The following is a 14,003-nucleotide window of genomic DNA, read 5'->3' as shown; positions in this document are numbered from 1 at the left end:
TGGAACAGGGTCTTCGCTTCGCTATCCGCGAAGGTGGCCGCACGGTGGGTGCCGGCGTTGTTACGGCGGTTATCGAGTAGGTTCATCCTGGAGTCGGAAGTTGTTGAACTGACGGGGTAGTATCGGATGGAGAACCAGAAGATTCGTATTCGGCTCAAAGCCTTTGATCACCGCGTTCTGGATCAGTCGGCGGGCGAAATCGTCCAAACGGCTCGCAGAACCGGCGCTGATATCAGAGGGCCGATTCCTTTGCCGACCATGATCAACCGCTACACGGTGTTGCGGTCGCCGCATGTCGACAAGAAATCACGGGAGCAGTTTGAACTGCGCACCCATAAGCGTCTGATCGACATCATCAATCCGACACCGCAGACGGTGGACGCCTTGATGAAGTTGGATCTGGCCGCTGGAGTTAATGTCGAGATCAAGCTCTGATCTGATCCTAGGGTCAGATCAGTCTACTCGGCGGATAAGTCATTTAACCACTGTGAAAGGTGGGGTTCCAATGCGAGCGGGTTTGATTGGTCGAAAGCTTGGCATGAGCCAAATCTTCTCCAGTGACGGGCAACGAGTTCCCGTTACCTTGGTGGAAGCCGGGCCGTGTGTTGTGGTGACAACCAAGACACAGGAAAAGCACGGATACGATGCGGTTCAGCTTGGCTTTGAAGAGATGAAGCCGTCACGGGTCTCAAAGCCTGAAAAGGGGCAATTCGCCAAGGCGGGTGTTACGCCCAGGCGGGTTGTGCGAGAGTTCCGGGTCACGGATCCGAGCGGGTACGAAGTCGGTCAGGAACTGCTGGTCTCGCACTTTGAGACGAAACAGTTCGTCGACATCACCGGGCGCTCGATCGGGAAGGGCTTTGGCGGTGTTATGAAACGGTGGGGCTTCGGTGGCGGTCGTGGCAGCCATGGCGCTCATAAGATCCACCGTTCCGGCGGCTCCATTGGCCAGTGCCAAACCCCCGGTCGCGTTGTTCCCGGGAAGAAAATGGCAGGGCACATGGGTGATGATACCGTTACGGCGCAGAACATTGTGGTTCAGATGATCGATGTTGAAAATCACCTTCTGGTCGTACAGGGCAGCGTTCCTGGTGCCAAAGGTGGGATCGTTCTGATCAAAGATGCCGTCAAAATGGCAAAGCCCGAACAGGCAGGTTGATAAGCCATGATCGAATTTCCAGTCAAGGACATCAGCAGCCGGGAACTGAAGACCATTCAGTTGAACCCGGTGGTGTTTGGTCGTGAGGTGCGTGGCGACATTCTGAACATGGTCGTTACTTATCAGATGGCCAAACGGCGCACCGGTTCGGCCTGTGCCAAGGGGCGGAGCGACGTTTCCGGCGGTGGTCGTAAACCATACCGGCAAAAGGGAACGGGTAATGCCCGGCAGGGTACCATCCGCGCTCCACAATACCGGACGGGTGGAGTGGTCTTCGGTCCGAAGCCCATGGACTACTCGATCAAAGTTCCGAAGAAGGTGCGGCGCCTTGGTTTACAGATTGCCTTGTCTGCCAAAATTGCGGCGGGAGAGATGACCTGTATCGATGATTTCGGAATGTCCGGTGTCAAGACCAAGGATCTGCTGAATCGGCTGGAGGGGCTTGGTGCTGGGCGCTCGACGTTGATCGTCTTGGCCGAAGAAGATCGTACCATCATGCTCTCCGCGCGAAACCTGCCTGACGTCAGTGTTATCCGGGTTGAAGGCGTCAACGTATACGATGTCTTGGCCCATCGGAACCTTCTGGTTACCGAGGCTGCCCTGCAGAAATTGGAAGAGAGGCTGGTATGAGTGACGCCTTTGAGTTATTCAAGGTTCTGGACTCCCCTCTGATCTCGGAGAAGTCCACGATGTGCCTTGAAAAGTCGAATCAGGTGGTTTTTCGGGTTGCCGTCTGGGCCAACAAGGCGCAAATCAAAGCGGCTGTTGAGAAGATGTTCAGCGTGTCTGTTGCGGATATTCAGACCATGAACATCCAGGGCAAGAAAAAGCGGTTCGGTCGTCTGCAGGGACGTCGAAACCACTGGAAAAAGGCCCTTGTCCGGCTGGCGGATGGTCAGAGCATCGACTTCTATGCTCAAGGCTGAAACTGAATTGCATTGAGACGGGACTGTAATCATGCCGCTTAAGCACTACAAGCCCACATCTAAAGGCAAACGGCACCAGGTGAGTGTTGATTATGCCGGGCTGAGCAAAAAAGAACCGGAAAGGTCTCTTTTAAGCCCGTTGCACAGCACTGGTGGTCGCAACAACCTTGGCCGGATGACCGTTCGGCACCAGGGGGACGGCCACAAAAGGCGGTACCGTGTTGTCGATTTTTTGCGGGACAAACACGACATACCGGCCAAGGTTGCCGCACTGGAGTACGATCCGAACCGCACGGCGTTTATCGCCCTGCTGCACTACGCCGATGGTGAGAAACGCTACATTCTGGCTCCTCAAAAGCTGAATGTCGGCGATCAGGTTCTGGCGAGTCGCGGACAGGCGGTATTGGAAGTAAAGCCTGGCAACGCCATGCCCCTGCGTAACATGCCGGTGGGCATCATCGTCCATAATGTCGAAATGCAGCCCCTCAAGGGCGGACAGATGGCCAGAACGGCAGGCAGTTATGCCCAGTTGATGGGTAAGGAAGGGCGTCTGGCCCAACTGAAGCTGCCCAGCGGCGAGATGAGGCTTGTGCCATTGGATTGCATGGCGACCATCGGTTTGGTTTCCAACCCCGATCATGGCAACGTCAAGTTGGGCAAGGCTGGGCGTTCGCGCTGGATGGGCATTCGTCCGGCTGTTCGGGGCGTGGCGCAGAACCCGGTAGATCATCCACATGGCGGTGGTGAGGGTAAAACCTCGGGTGGTCGGCATCCCTGCACCCCCTGGGGTGTGCCTACAAAGGGGCACAAGACCCGCAAGAGGAATAAGACGTCTGATAGCATGATCATGCGCAGGCGTAAGGTCTAGCAGTTCAGACTAACGAAGAGAGGTGGGTAGTGGCACGCTCCATCAAAAAAGGCCCATTTTTTGAGACGTTTCTCCTGAAGAAGGTGGACAAGCTTCGTCAGGATAATCGTAAGGAACTGATCAAAACGTGGTCACGTCGTTCGACCATCATTCCGGATTTTGTCGGCTTCACTTTCGGGGTTCACAACGGGAGGAAGTTCATTCCGGTGTTGGTGACCGAAAATATGGTCGGGCATAAACTGGGTGAGTTTTCCCCCACTCGGACCTATTATGGGCACGGGGCTGACAAGAAAGCACGCCGGTAGAGGACCTCTCCATGGAAGCGACTGCCAGACTCACGAATTTGCGGATTTCTCCGAGTAAAGCTCGGTTAGTGATTGATCTGATCCGTGGATTGAAGGTGGATCAAGCGGTTCGTGCGCTTGAATTCTCCCATAAACGGATTGCTCGAGACATTCTCGGAGTCCTTCGCTCTGCGATGGGTAACGCCGAGAACAATTTCGGGTTGGATGTCGATCAGTTGATCGTCTCCCGGGCCACCGTCGACCAGGGCACGATGTTGAAGAGGATTCGCCCCCGAGCCAGAGGGCGGGCCAACCGTATTCTGAAACGTTCCTCTCACGTCACCATTGGCGTTAGCGCCCAAGACGGGAATTGAACGAAGGGGTCCTTGTAGGGTTTTTATTCGGAGAGAACAATGGGGCAAAAGGTTCACCCGATAGGCTTTCGTCTTGGCATCACCAAAACGTGGGATACCCGTTGGTATGCGGACAAAGAGTATGCCGCCACGTTGCTTGAAGATATCAAGTTGCGTAAGTGGTTAAAGGCTCGACTTGGTCATGCCAGCATCTCCAAGATCGTAATCGAGCGTCCGGCCAAGAAGGCAAGGATCAATATCTTCTCCGCGCGTCCCGGCATCATCATCGGGAAAAAAGGCGCCGATATCGAGAAGCTGAAAGAAGATATTCTCAAGGTAGCGAACACCGACGTTCAGTTGAATATCGTCGAAGTTCGCAAGCCTGAAGCGGAAGCCCAGTTGGTTGCCGAAAGTGTGGCGCAACAGCTGGAGAGGCGGGTAGCTTTTCGTCGTTCCATGAAACGGGCGGTCACCTCAGCCATACGTCTGGGTGCGCTCGGGATTCGGGTGAATTGCTCGGGTCGTCTGGGTGGCAGCGAAATTGCCCGGATGGAATGGTACCGGGAAGGGCGGGTTCCCTTGCACACCTTGCGGGCCGATATCGATTTCGGTTTCGCCGAGGCCAAAACGACCTACGGTATCATCGGGGTCAAGGTCTGGGTGTACAAGGGTGAAATTATGGAGAAGAGAGCCGGGTAAGGGCGTAGGCCATGTTGCTTCAACCGAAAAAGACCAAATTCAGAAAGGCCCACAAGGGTCGTATTCATGGACTCGCTTACCGTGGATCGGATCTGAGCTTCGGGGACTTTGGACTTAAGGCGATGGCACCCGGACGACTGACGGCACGTCAGATCGAATCCGCCCGTCGTGCCATGACCCGTAAGATCAAGAGAGGTGGACGCATCTGGATTCGGGTGTTCCCCGACGTTCCAGTCAGCAAAAAGCCACCGGAAGTCCGGCAAGGTAAAGGTAAGGGCAATCCCGAGTTCTGGGCTGCGCGGGTCAAGCCAGGGCGCATTCTGTACGAGATGGATGGCGTGACCGCCGAGCTGGCCAGTGAAGCCATGACGCTTGCCGGCGCCAAGCTGCCAATCCCAACCAAATTTGTGTCGCGGACTGGGGGAGGGGACTGATGAAGGCGTCTGAACTGAGAAGCTTGAATGAGTCCCAGCTTGCGGATAAGTTGAAAGGGCTCTATAAAGAGGCGTTCAATTTACGGTTTCAGGCGGCAACTTCCCAGTTGGAGAACACCGCCCGGGTTAGGGATGTGCGGCGCGACATTGCGCGGATCAACACGTTGCTGACTGAAAAGCGCGGGAACGCCCGCGACGAGGTGAAGTGATGCCGAAGCGAGTGATGCAGGGAACTGTCGTTAGCGACAAGATGGATAAGACGGTTGTGGTTCTTGTTGAGCGTCGCGTTCGTCATCCTCTGTACGGCAAGATCGTCAAACGGTCGAAGAAGTACAAGGCCCATGACGAGAGCAATCGCTGCAAGGTCGGTGATGTGGTCTCCATTGAGGAGAGCCGTCCCCTGAGCAAAGATAAGACCTGGGCGGTTGTTGGCTCTGAAAGTGGTTCCTGAGCGGCGATCCCCTGGGATTGTTAAAGAGAGGATTGGTCCATGATACAGACGGAAACCATTCTTGATGTCGCTGACAATTCTGGGGCAAAGAAGGTTCAGTGCGTCAAGGTACTGGGTGGGTCGAAAAGGCGCTACGCCGGTGTGGGTGATGTGATTGTCGTCGCCATCAAGTCTGCGCTGCCGCGTGGCAAGGTCAAGAAGGGGGATGTTGCCAAGGCGGTTGTGGTGCGGACCAAAAAAGAGGTCATTCGCAAGGATGGCAGCTTCATCCGGTTCGACACCAATGCAGCGGTGCTGATCACGGCTGCCGGCGAACCGGTTGGTACCCGTATTTTTGGGCCGGTCACCAGAGAGTTGCGGGCCAAGAATTACATGAAGATCGTTTCTCTGGCGCCCGAGGTTTTGTAGGTGGCATGATGAATAATCAATTTTCCACAAGCCTGAAAAAGGGCGACCAGGTAGTCGTCATCAGCGGCAAGGACAAGGGCAAGAGAGGAAGCATCCTTCGGGTGGTTCCGGACGCCTCGTCCGTCGTCGTCGAGAAAGTCAACATGATCAAACGGCATACCAAGCCGCGCAAGGATCAGAGTGGCGGGATTGTTGAAAGGGAGGCACCCATTCACATTTCCAATGTGATGATTCTGGACCCGGCGAGTGGTAAGGGAAGCCGTATCCGGAAGAAGTTCCTGGATGATGGGCGCAAGGTGCGTGTGGCCGTCAAGTCTGGGGAAGTATTGGACCGCTGATAGGTTTATCACCGGGCTTGTTGGGCAGGCAGCTTGAGAGTTGAGGGAATCTGGAAAATGGCGCGGTTGAAAGAGACTTATCGGAAAGAGATCGTACCAAGCCTCATGACGGAATTCGGTTACCGCAATATCATGCAGGTACCCCGGCTTGAGAAGGTGGTCATCAACATGGGTGTGGGAAAGGCTGCTACCGACAAGAACGCCCTTCAGGGTGCGCTTGACGAGATAACCGCCATTTCCGGCCAGAAGGCCGTCGTCACCCTTGCCAAAAAGTCGGTTGCCGGCTTCAAGATCCGCAAAGGGCAGCCTGTCGGTTGCTGTGTTACCCTGCGCCGTGAGAGAATGTACGAGTTCATGGACCGCCTGATCAACATGGCGCTGCCAAGGGTTCGGGACTTTCGTGGTGTTCCCAGCAGCAGCTTTGACGGGCGCGGCAACTATTCTCTCGGAGTCAAAGAGCAGATCATCTTTCCGGAGATTGACTACGATAAGGTCAATATGATCCGTGGCATGGATATTGTCATCGTGACCTCGGCTAAATCCGACCAGGAGGCCAAGGCCCTGCTGCGTGGATTCAAGATGCCTTTCCGGAACTAGGGATAAAAGGAACATCGCATGGCCAAGAAGTCGCTGATTGCTAAATGCAAAAGAGAGCCGAAATTCGGCGTCCGGAAATATAATCGCTGCGGTCGTTGCTCACGGCCGCGCGGTTATCTGCGCAAGTTTGGCATGTGCCGCATCTGCGTGCGCCAACTGGCGCTGCGCGGTGAGATTCCGGGTGTGGTGAAGGCATCGTGGTAGAGGACGACGGTCGTAGATAGACCGGCTGATGACTTTCAAGACTCACAACGCGACGTAACGGAGTAGCTTTAATGGGTATGACCGATCCCGTGGCCGACATGTTGACCAGGATCCGAAACGGGCAGCGAGTTCGCAAGGAGACGGTTGACGTCCCGGCCTCGAAGCTCAAGGAGATGGTTGCAAAGATCCTTCTCGAAGAAGGCTACATCGCCGAATGTGCCACGTTCGGAGAGGGGCCTGGCAAGATGTTGCGCATCACGCTCAAGTATCATCGCAACCGGCCCGTTATCGAAGAGATTCGTACCTGCAGCCGTCCCGGTCGCAGGCTGTACGTCAATAAAACCGAGATTCCCCGGGTTTTTCAGGGAATGGGTATCGCGATCCTTTCCACGAGCAAGGGGGTACTCTCCAGTCGGAGAGCCCGCAAGGAAGGTATTGGCGGCGAACTTCTGTGTACCGTTTTCTAGGGCGGGCCTGATCCATGTCGAGAATCGGAAAACAACCAGTACCAATCCCCAACGGGGTTGTGGTCGGGATTGAGAATCAGACCGTTACGGTCAAAGGTAAGCGAGGCGAGTTGGTTCGTACCTTTCCCGAGACTGTCGGAATCACTCAGGACGGCGGCAAGTTGGTGGTCCGTCCCAACGGTGACATCAAAGAGGTCAAGCCGGATTGGGGGATGGCCCGGGCGATGCTCTCGAACATGGTCGTCGGTGTCAGCGACGGCTTTGTGAAGAACCTTGAGATCATCGGTGTGGGTTATCGTGCCGCCGTGCAAGGCAACTTTCTCAACCTTTCCCTTGGGTTCTCTCATCCCGTGAACTATCCGATCCCGCCTGGGATCACGGTTACCGTGGATAAGAACACCCTGCTCAAGATCGAGGGGTACGACAAGGAGATCCTTGGACGTATCTGCGCCGAGATCCGGGCCTACCGTCCGCCAGAGCCGTACAAGGGCAAGGGTATCCGGTATGCGGGTGAGTATGTGATTCAGAAGGTCGGCAAAAAGAAGAAGAAGTAGTGGGGTTCGCTATGGCCAAGGCAAAGTTGGAATCGCGTAAATTTCGGGCAGGGCGTGTTCGTTATAAGATTTCCCAGGTTCGTGGGGACCGCATGCGCCTGTCCATTTTCCGTAGTGCCAGGCACATCTATGCCCAAGTGATCGACGACGAAAAGGGCCAGACGGTGGTTTCCGCCTCGACCCTCGATAGCGAAATCAAGGGTAAGTTGGAGAATGGTGGAAATTGTGAAGCCGCTGCCCTGATCGGTCGGGTGATCGCTGAAAAAGCCCTTGCTGCCAACATCAAGCAAGTCGTCTTCGACAGAGGTGGCTTTCTCTATCATGGACGTACCAGGCAACTGGCGGATGCGGCCCGTGAAGCCGGCCTCGAATTTTAGGTGGATATGACATGTCAAGCAGCCCACGTTCGATAGATTGGCAGAACGAGGAACTCACCGAGAAGCTGGTGGTCATCAAAAGGACTGCCAAGGTGGTCAAGGGTGGCAGCCGGTTCAGTTTCTCCGCCATGGTTGTGGTCGGTAATGGCCGGGGCATGGTGGGGTATGGTCTCGGGAAGGCCAAGGAAGTTCCCGAGAGCATCCGGAAAGCTACCGACAAGGCCAAGAAGAGCATGGTGGAAATCCCCATCAAAGAGGGGCGGACCATCTATCATGAGATCATAGGACATTATGGCGCCGGGTCCGTTGTGCTTCGTCCGGCTTCGGAAGGTACCGGCATCATTGCCGGGGGTTCCATGCGTCCGGTTTTCGAGGCCCTCGGGGTGAGCGATGTTCTGGCCAAATCCACCGGAACCTCGAATCCGCACAATCTGATCAAGGCAACGTTTGATGCGCTTTCCCGGATTCGTTCACCCGAGGAGATGGCTGCGCGTCGTGGCATCACTGTTGAGAAGCTTCGAGCCTGAGGTTGAGATGAGTGCTACCGTTAAGGTTAAATTGACGCGATCCGTAATTGGCCATCCCCAACCGCAGAAGGACACCGTGCGTCGTCTGGGGCTGACCAAAATGCAGCAGGTACGTGAGCTTCCGGACAATGCGGCCGTCCGCGGCATGATTGCCAAGGTGCACCATCTGGTCACGATTCTGTAGATCGGGAAATCGTTCTTCTGGAGTAGAGTGAGATGAGATTGAATCAGCTTCAACCCGTTCCTGGCAGCCGCCAGGATCCCAAGCGCAAAGGGCGCGGGACCGGTTCCGGCAACGGGAAGACTGCGGGTCGAGGCACCAAGGGCCAACGGGCGCGTTCCGGTGGTTTCCATAAGATCGGCTTCGAAGGTGGACAGATGCCAATGCAGCGGCGTTTGCCCAAAGGTGGCTTCAAGAACCATTTCCGTAAGGAGTTTTCCGTACTCTCACTACAGGATTTGGAAGCCTCCGATATCGCTGCCGGAACCGAGGTGACGCTGGAATTGCTCAAGCAGAAGGGTCTGTTGCGCAAGGGCCAGTTTGACGGGGTTAAGTTGCTGGCCAATGGGGAGCTGACGCGCGCCATGGTGATTCACGTCGACCGGTGTTCCGTGAGTGCCCAAGCCAAGGTCGAAGCTGCCGGTGGCCGTGTTGTCGTCCCCGAAGTAACTTTTTGTGGGGATGCGTAAGGGATGACCTACGCAGGAGCGCCCCCGTCACCGATGTCCGGCCTTGCCAATCTGGGCAAGATCCCCGAGTTGCGGAACCGGATACTCTTCACCCTTGGTATGTTGATCGTTTACCGGATCGGGGCTCATGTTCCCACTCCCGGTATCGACCCGAATGCCCTCGCTGCTTTTTTCGCCCAGCAGCAGGGCACGCTTCTGGGTATGTTCAACATGTTTTCGGGCGGGGCGTTGTCCCGATTGACGGTGTTCGCCCTGGGCATCATGCCCTACATCTCCTCGTCGATCATTTTGCAGTTGATGACAGCGGTCTTTCCGACCTTGGAAGCCATCAAAAAAGAGGGTGAGTCCGGTCGCCGGCGCATTAATCAGTATACGCGCTACGGCACGGTGGTTCTCTCGATCTTCCAGGGTTTCGGCATTGCTTACGGCTTGGAGCAGATGCATGCGGGCAGCATGGCGGTGGTCGTGCAGCCGGGGTGGTCATTCCGTATCATGACGGTGATCACTTTGACGGCGGGTACAGCTTTCATCATGTGGGTCGGGGAACAAATCACCTCACGCGGCATCGGTAATGGCATATCGCTGATCATTTATGCAGGGATTGTGGCCAACCTGCCCGTTGCCCTGGCGCAGACGTTGCAGTTGGCCCGGACCGGGGATTTGCAACCGCTGTTCGTCCTTTTCCTTCTGGTGATGTCCGTCTCCGTTACGGCGTTTATCATCTTTATGGAAAGAGGGCAGCGACGCATTACCGTTCAGTATGCCAAACGTCAGGTAAGCGGTCGGCGTATGGTTGGAGGGGAGCACACCCACCTTCCGTTGAAGGTGAATACGTCCGGTGTGATTCCTCCGATTTTTGCTAGCTCCATCATTCTGTTTCCTGCTACAATAGCCAACTTTTCGCCATGGGAGTGGTTGAGTTCCATGGCGACCTATCTGGCCCCTGGTCAGATACCGCATATGATCCTCTATGCGATGGCGATTGTGTTTTTCTGCTACTTCTATACGGCGGTGGTCTTCAACCCCGAAGAGACGGCAGACAACTTGCGCAAGTACGGCGGGTTCGTCCCGGGGATCCGTCCAGGGCAGAAAACGGCGGAACACCTGGACACGATTTTGACCCGGTTGACGTTTATCGGGGCGGCTTATGTAGCGGGTGTTTGTTTGCTCCCGGAGATACTGATCGCCAATTATAACGTGCCTTTCTACTTTGGTGGCACCTCCATGCTGATTGTGGTGGGTGTGACCATGGATACCGCAGCGCAGATTCAGTCGTTTCTGATTTCGCGGCAGTATGAAGGACTGTTGCGCAGGGCGAAGATTCGCGGGCGATAATCGGTTGACGACTTGAGTGTGAGACGGGGTCTGAAATGAAAGTGCGTGCTTCGATAAAAACCATCTGTCGGGACTGTAAAATTATCAAACGGCGTGGGACCTTACGGGTGATCTGTCCCAAATACCCCAAGCACAGTCAACGCCAGGGTTGAGATGGTTTCATAGCCTGGCCAACTGATCAGGCACGGCACGGAGATCGACCGGGAAACCTCCCGGGAGGTTTTAACAGCATCAGTCCGGAGGATAGCAGGTGGCTCGTATTGCTGGGGTCAACATTCCGGTCAATAAGCGCGTTGAAATTGCTTTGACCTATATCTATGGCATCGGTCGGGAGACCGCGAAAACGATCGCGGAAAAAGCTGGCATCTCCTCCGATACCCGTGTGCATCAACTGTCGGACGGTGACATCGCCAAGATCCGCGCCATTATCGATGCGGATCACACGGTCGAAGGTGACCTGCGCCGCCAGGTGGCCATGAACGTCAAGAGATTGATGGATCTGGGCAGCTATCGCGGACTTCGGCATCGTAAAGGATTGCCGACTCGCGGACAGCGCACCCACACCAATGCTCGTACCCGTAAGGGACCGCGCAAGCCTATTGCCGGTAAGAAGACGGCCAAGAAGAAGTAATCAGACACCATGCTGAAGAAGAGGTAGAAAGCGAAAATGGCCAGTTCTGGCAAGGTTCAAAGGGTACGTAAGAAGGAAAAAAAGAATGTCGCCAGTGGCATCGCCCACATTCAGGCCACGTTCAACAATACCGTAATCACGATTACCGATACCCATGGGAACGTTATTTCCTGGGGTTCGGCGGGTGCTCAAGGGTTCAAGGGTTCCCGCAAGTCGACGCCATTCGCAGCCCAGATGGCTGCTGAAAACGCCGGGAAAAAGGCGATGGAACATGGCATGCGCAATCTGGAAGTTCGGCTCAAGGGGCCGGGTTCCGGGCGTGAATCGGCTTTGCGCGCTCTGGCTACCGTTGGGTTCAATATTTCTCTCGTGCAAGATGTGACCCCCATTCCACATAACGGATGTCGGCCTCCTAAAAGGCGTCGGGTCTGACGGTCGGGATTGATACAGGAGAAGACGAAAAAAGATGGCTCGCTACCTTGGACCCAAATGCCGCTTATGTCGGCGCGAAGCGACCAAGCTTTTTCTGAAAGGGGAAAAGTGCTTCTCGGATAAGTGTGCCCTGGAGCGTCGCAGTTATATTCCCGGTCAGCATGGGCAGCGTCGTCGCAAAGTTTCCGACTACGGTGTGCACCTTCGGGAAAAACAGAAGATTAAGCGTACCTACGGGTTGCTTGAGCAGCAGTTTCTGAATACCTTCAAGAAAGCGTCGCGCATGCAGGGTGTTACCGGTGAAAACCTGTTGACCCTGCTGGAGCGTCGCTTGGACAACGTGGTCTTCCGGATGGGCTTTGCCTGTTCCCGGGTTGAAGCGCGTCAGGTCGTCAGCCAGAAACAGATCCGGGTGAATGATGACACCATCAATATCCCGTCCTATCTGGTTCGCCCTGGAGACCGTATCAGTGTGGCTCCGCAGGCCAAAGGGCACCTGCGCCTCAAGGGATCCCTCGAAGCCGCAAGCAAACGTGGATTCTCTCCATGGGTTGAGGTGAACGTCAACGAGATGTCGGGTATCTTCCGTCAGACTCCGGCGCGTAGCGATTTGCCTGCCGACTTCAACGAGAACCTGGTGATCGAACTGTATTCCAAGTAATTTCAGATAACGTATCCCGGGATCGAGAATGTATAGAAACTGGACTGAGCTGATCAAACCTCGGAAAATCGACTTGAGTGGCGAGGGAAACCTTCGCTACCAAGCAACCTTGATCGCTGAACCCCTCGAACGGGGTTTTGGAACCACTCTCGGTAATGCGTTGCGTCGTGTGCTGCTCTCCTCCCTTCAAGGGGCGGCTGTCACCAGTCTGCGGATCGAAGGAGTGCTGCACGAGTTTTCCACCGTTCCGGGTGTGCTTGAGGACGTTACCGAGATTATCCTCAACGTCAAAGGTCTTGCCATCAAGGCCAGTGGCGTCGGCACCCGAACCATTATGCTGAACGTCTCGGAAGAGGGGATCGTCACCGCCGGCCGCATCGAATGCGGTCACGATGTCGAGATCCTCAATCCGGATCATCACATTGCCACGATCAACAAAGGTGGCAAGTTGCGTATGCACATGACCGTCAATACCGGAAAAGGGTACATGCGCGGCGGCCGGGTGCGTGAAGAAGATCAGCCGAACACGATCGGGGAAATCCCCATCGATGCCAGTTTCAACCCGGTGAAACGGGTGGCTTATCGGGTGGAAAATGCCCGCGTCGGGCAGCAAACCGACTACGATAAGCTCATCATGGATATTGAAACCAACGGGGTGGTTTCCCCCGAAGATGCGCTCGCTTTGGCGGCCAAGATTCTTCAGGATCAACTGAACCCCTTCATCAATTTCGATGATGTGCCGCTGGATGAACCTAAGAAGGACGATTCCTCTCCCAAGTGGAATCCCAACCTCTTCCGCAAGGTCGACGAGTTGGAATTGTCGGTGCGTTCGGCCAACTGTCTCAAGAATGACGAGATCGTCTATATCGGTGATCTGGTTGGCAAGACGGAAGCCGAAATGCTGAAAACCCCGAATTTCGGGCGGAAATCCTTGAATGAAATCAAGGAAGTCCTTGAGGAGATGGGCCTGAGTCTCGGCATGCAGCTTGAGGGATGGCCCCCTGCGAATATCGAAGAGCTGGCGCGTCAGTTCGAAGAAGAACACTTCTGAGGTGAGGTAACATGAGACACCGTGAAAGCGGGCGGAAGCTGAATCGCAACGGCGCCCAGAGAAAAATCCTTTTTGCGCAGCTGCTTCGCAGCCTTGTCAAATATGATCGGATCGAAATCACGTTGCCGCGCGCCAAGGAGCTGCGCGGTGAGGCGGATCGTCTGGTTACCCTGGGCAAGCGTGGTGATCTTGAATCCCGTCGCGCGGCTTTCCAGATTTTGCAGGACAAGGATCTGGTCTATCGCCTCTTCTCCGTCGTTGCGGAGCGGAGCAAGGCGCGCCAAGGCGGCTACACCCGGGTTTTGAAAACCGGTTTTCGGTATGGCGATTGTGCGCCCATGTCGATCATCGAATTTGTGGATCGTGAAGCGGCTCAATAGCCGCCGTGTCACTGGTTCGTCACAAAAAAGACCCGGCCTCAGGCCGGGTTTTTTTTTGACTTTTCCACGGGCGCCACTCCCGGTGATTCCGACGGGGCTGGGAATTCGGTTCAGACTGGCGAGTGATTCCATTTCTGTTTCATTCGTTCATTAATACGGGGGTCCGGGGGCGATTAT

29 protein-coding genes are annotated in these 14,003 nt (G+C 55.3%); all 29 read left to right on the top strand.

Annotated features, from left to right (window positions below):
* Positions 1-80, top strand: an 80-nt coding sequence (locus HQL56_12505; protein ID MBF0310339.1) for a hypothetical protein, incomplete at its 5' end; no start/stop codon positions are given.
* Positions 81-126: 46 nt separating this feature from the next.
* On the top strand, positions 127-435 hold the full coding sequence (gene rpsJ, locus HQL56_12500) for a 30S ribosomal protein S10 (protein MBF0310338.1): 309 nt from the start codon (positions 127-129) through the stop codon (positions 433-435).
* A 70-nt stretch (positions 436-505) separates the two neighbouring features.
* A complete protein-coding gene (gene rplC, locus HQL56_12495; GenBank protein MBF0310337.1) occupies positions 506-1,159 on the top strand; it encodes a 50S ribosomal protein L3 in 654 nt (217 codons plus the stop codon).
* A gap of 6 nt (positions 1,160-1,165) precedes the next feature.
* Positions 1,166-1,789: a 50S ribosomal protein L4 gene (rplD, locus tag HQL56_12490; protein MBF0310336.1), complete on the top strand. Its 624-nt coding sequence runs from the start codon at positions 1,166-1,168 to the stop codon at positions 1,787-1,789.
* The gene (gene rplW / locus HQL56_12485) at positions 1,786-2,085 is read left to right on the top strand and encodes a 50S ribosomal protein L23 (protein MBF0310335.1); all 300 of its coding nucleotides are present in this window, start codon (positions 1,786-1,788) and stop codon (positions 2,083-2,085) included. The genes rplD and rplW overlap by 4 nt, the downstream gene beginning before the upstream one ends.
* 31 nt (positions 2,086-2,116) lie before the next feature.
* Entirely contained in the window at positions 2,117-2,953 is an 837-nt protein-coding gene (gene rplB / locus HQL56_12480; GenBank protein ID MBF0310334.1) for a 50S ribosomal protein L2, read from the top strand.
* 29 nt (positions 2,954-2,982) lie between these two features.
* Positions 2,983-3,258, top strand: coding sequence for a 30S ribosomal protein S19 (gene rpsS, locus HQL56_12475; protein ID MBF0310333.1), 276 nt, complete (start codon positions 2,983-2,985; stop codon positions 3,256-3,258).
* Between the two features lie 11 nt (positions 3,259-3,269).
* Positions 3,270-3,611, top strand: coding sequence for a 50S ribosomal protein L22 (gene rplV / locus HQL56_12470; GenBank protein ID MBF0310332.1), 342 nt, complete (start codon positions 3,270-3,272; stop codon positions 3,609-3,611).
* A 39-nt stretch (positions 3,612-3,650) separates the two neighbouring features.
* Positions 3,651-4,289: a 30S ribosomal protein S3 gene (rpsC, locus tag HQL56_12465; GenBank protein MBF0310331.1), complete on the top strand. Its 639-nt coding sequence runs from the start codon at positions 3,651-3,653 to the stop codon at positions 4,287-4,289.
* 14 nt (positions 4,290-4,303) lie between these two features.
* Positions 4,304-4,723, top strand: coding sequence for a 50S ribosomal protein L16 (gene rplP, locus HQL56_12460; protein ID MBF0310330.1), 420 nt, complete (start codon positions 4,304-4,306; stop codon positions 4,721-4,723).
* Complete coding sequence (gene rpmC, locus HQL56_12455) at positions 4,723-4,932, top strand: 50S ribosomal protein L29 (GenBank protein ID MBF0310329.1); 210 nt, start codon at positions 4,723-4,725, stop codon at positions 4,930-4,932. The genes rplP and rpmC overlap by 1 nt, the downstream gene beginning before the upstream one ends.
* Positions 4,932-5,174, top strand: coding sequence for a 30S ribosomal protein S17 (gene rpsQ, locus HQL56_12450; GenBank protein ID MBF0310328.1), 243 nt, complete (start codon positions 4,932-4,934; stop codon positions 5,172-5,174). Before rpmC ends, rpsQ begins: the two co-directional genes overlap by 1 nt.
* A 39-nt stretch (positions 5,175-5,213) precedes the next feature.
* Complete coding sequence (rplN, locus tag HQL56_12445) at positions 5,214-5,582, top strand: 50S ribosomal protein L14 (GenBank protein ID MBF0310327.1); 369 nt, start codon at positions 5,214-5,216, stop codon at positions 5,580-5,582.
* Positions 5,583-5,590: 8 nt separating this feature from the next.
* Positions 5,591-5,920, top strand: a complete 330-nt coding sequence (rplX, locus tag HQL56_12440; GenBank protein ID MBF0310326.1) for a 50S ribosomal protein L24 — start codon at positions 5,591-5,593, stop codon at positions 5,918-5,920.
* 57 nt (positions 5,921-5,977) lie between these two features.
* Positions 5,978-6,517 carry a 50S ribosomal protein L5 gene (rplE, locus tag HQL56_12435; GenBank protein MBF0310325.1) on the top strand — a complete coding sequence of 180 codons (540 nt, stop codon included), beginning with the start codon at positions 5,978-5,980 and terminating at the stop codon, positions 6,515-6,517.
* 18 nt (positions 6,518-6,535) lie between these two features.
* Positions 6,536-6,721: a type Z 30S ribosomal protein S14 gene (locus HQL56_12430; protein MBF0310324.1), complete on the top strand. Its 186-nt coding sequence runs from the start codon at positions 6,536-6,538 to the stop codon at positions 6,719-6,721.
* Positions 6,722-6,792: 71 nt separating this feature from the next.
* Entirely contained in the window at positions 6,793-7,188 is a 396-nt protein-coding gene (gene rpsH / locus HQL56_12425) for a 30S ribosomal protein S8 (protein ID MBF0310323.1), read from the top strand.
* A gap of 14 nt (positions 7,189-7,202) precedes the next feature.
* Positions 7,203-7,742: a 50S ribosomal protein L6 gene (gene rplF, locus HQL56_12420; GenBank protein MBF0310322.1), complete on the top strand. Its 540-nt coding sequence runs from the start codon at positions 7,203-7,205 to the stop codon at positions 7,740-7,742.
* A gap of 11 nt (positions 7,743-7,753) precedes the next feature.
* Positions 7,754-8,119 carry a 50S ribosomal protein L18 gene (locus tag HQL56_12415; GenBank protein MBF0310321.1) on the top strand — a complete coding sequence of 122 codons (366 nt, stop codon included), beginning with the start codon at positions 7,754-7,756 and terminating at the stop codon, positions 8,117-8,119.
* An 11-nt stretch (positions 8,120-8,130) separates the two neighbouring features.
* Complete coding sequence (gene rpsE / locus HQL56_12410; GenBank protein MBF0310320.1) at positions 8,131-8,646, top strand: 30S ribosomal protein S5; 516 nt, start codon at positions 8,131-8,133, stop codon at positions 8,644-8,646.
* 7 nt (positions 8,647-8,653) lie between these two features.
* On the top strand, positions 8,654-8,830 hold the full coding sequence (gene rpmD, locus HQL56_12405; protein ID MBF0310319.1) for a 50S ribosomal protein L30: 177 nt from the start codon (positions 8,654-8,656) through the stop codon (positions 8,828-8,830).
* A gap of 32 nt (positions 8,831-8,862) precedes the next feature.
* Complete coding sequence (rplO, locus tag HQL56_12400; GenBank protein MBF0310318.1) at positions 8,863-9,336, top strand: 50S ribosomal protein L15; 474 nt, start codon at positions 8,863-8,865, stop codon at positions 9,334-9,336.
* A 33-nt stretch (positions 9,337-9,369) separates the two neighbouring features.
* Positions 9,370-10,671 carry a preprotein translocase subunit SecY gene (secY, locus tag HQL56_12395; GenBank protein MBF0310317.1) on the top strand — a complete coding sequence of 434 codons (1,302 nt, stop codon included), beginning with the start codon at positions 9,370-9,372 and terminating at the stop codon, positions 10,669-10,671.
* Between the two features lie 35 nt (positions 10,672-10,706).
* Positions 10,707-10,823 carry a 50S ribosomal protein L36 gene (gene rpmJ / locus HQL56_12390; GenBank protein ID MBF0310316.1) on the top strand — a complete coding sequence of 39 codons (117 nt, stop codon included), beginning with the start codon at positions 10,707-10,709 and terminating at the stop codon, positions 10,821-10,823.
* A gap of 98 nt (positions 10,824-10,921) precedes the next feature.
* Positions 10,922-11,302 carry a 30S ribosomal protein S13 gene (gene rpsM / locus HQL56_12385; protein MBF0310315.1) on the top strand — a complete coding sequence of 127 codons (381 nt, stop codon included), beginning with the start codon at positions 10,922-10,924 and terminating at the stop codon, positions 11,300-11,302.
* A 36-nt stretch (positions 11,303-11,338) separates the two neighbouring features.
* Positions 11,339-11,734 (top strand): 30S ribosomal protein S11, encoded by a 396-nt coding sequence (gene rpsK / locus HQL56_12380; GenBank protein ID MBF0310314.1) that lies wholly within the window; start codon positions 11,339-11,341, stop codon positions 11,732-11,734.
* Between the two features lie 34 nt (positions 11,735-11,768).
* Positions 11,769-12,395: a 30S ribosomal protein S4 gene (gene rpsD, locus HQL56_12375; protein ID MBF0310313.1), complete on the top strand. Its 627-nt coding sequence runs from the start codon at positions 11,769-11,771 to the stop codon at positions 12,393-12,395.
* A 28-nt stretch (positions 12,396-12,423) separates the two neighbouring features.
* A complete protein-coding gene (locus HQL56_12370) occupies positions 12,424-13,446 on the top strand; it encodes a DNA-directed RNA polymerase subunit alpha (protein ID MBF0310312.1) in 1,023 nt (340 codons plus the stop codon).
* Between the two features lie 11 nt (positions 13,447-13,457).
* Positions 13,458-13,826, top strand: a complete 369-nt coding sequence (gene rplQ, locus HQL56_12365; protein MBF0310311.1) for a 50S ribosomal protein L17 — start codon at positions 13,458-13,460, stop codon at positions 13,824-13,826.
* Positions 13,827-14,003: the final 177 nt, after the last annotated feature.

Source organism: Magnetococcales bacterium, assembly GCA_015231925.1.
Lineage (GTDB): Bacteria > Pseudomonadota > Magnetococcia > Magnetococcales > JADGAQ01 > JADGAQ01.
Note: the sequence above shows the minus strand (reverse complement) of the source record. Positions and strands in the feature narration are given on the sequence as shown.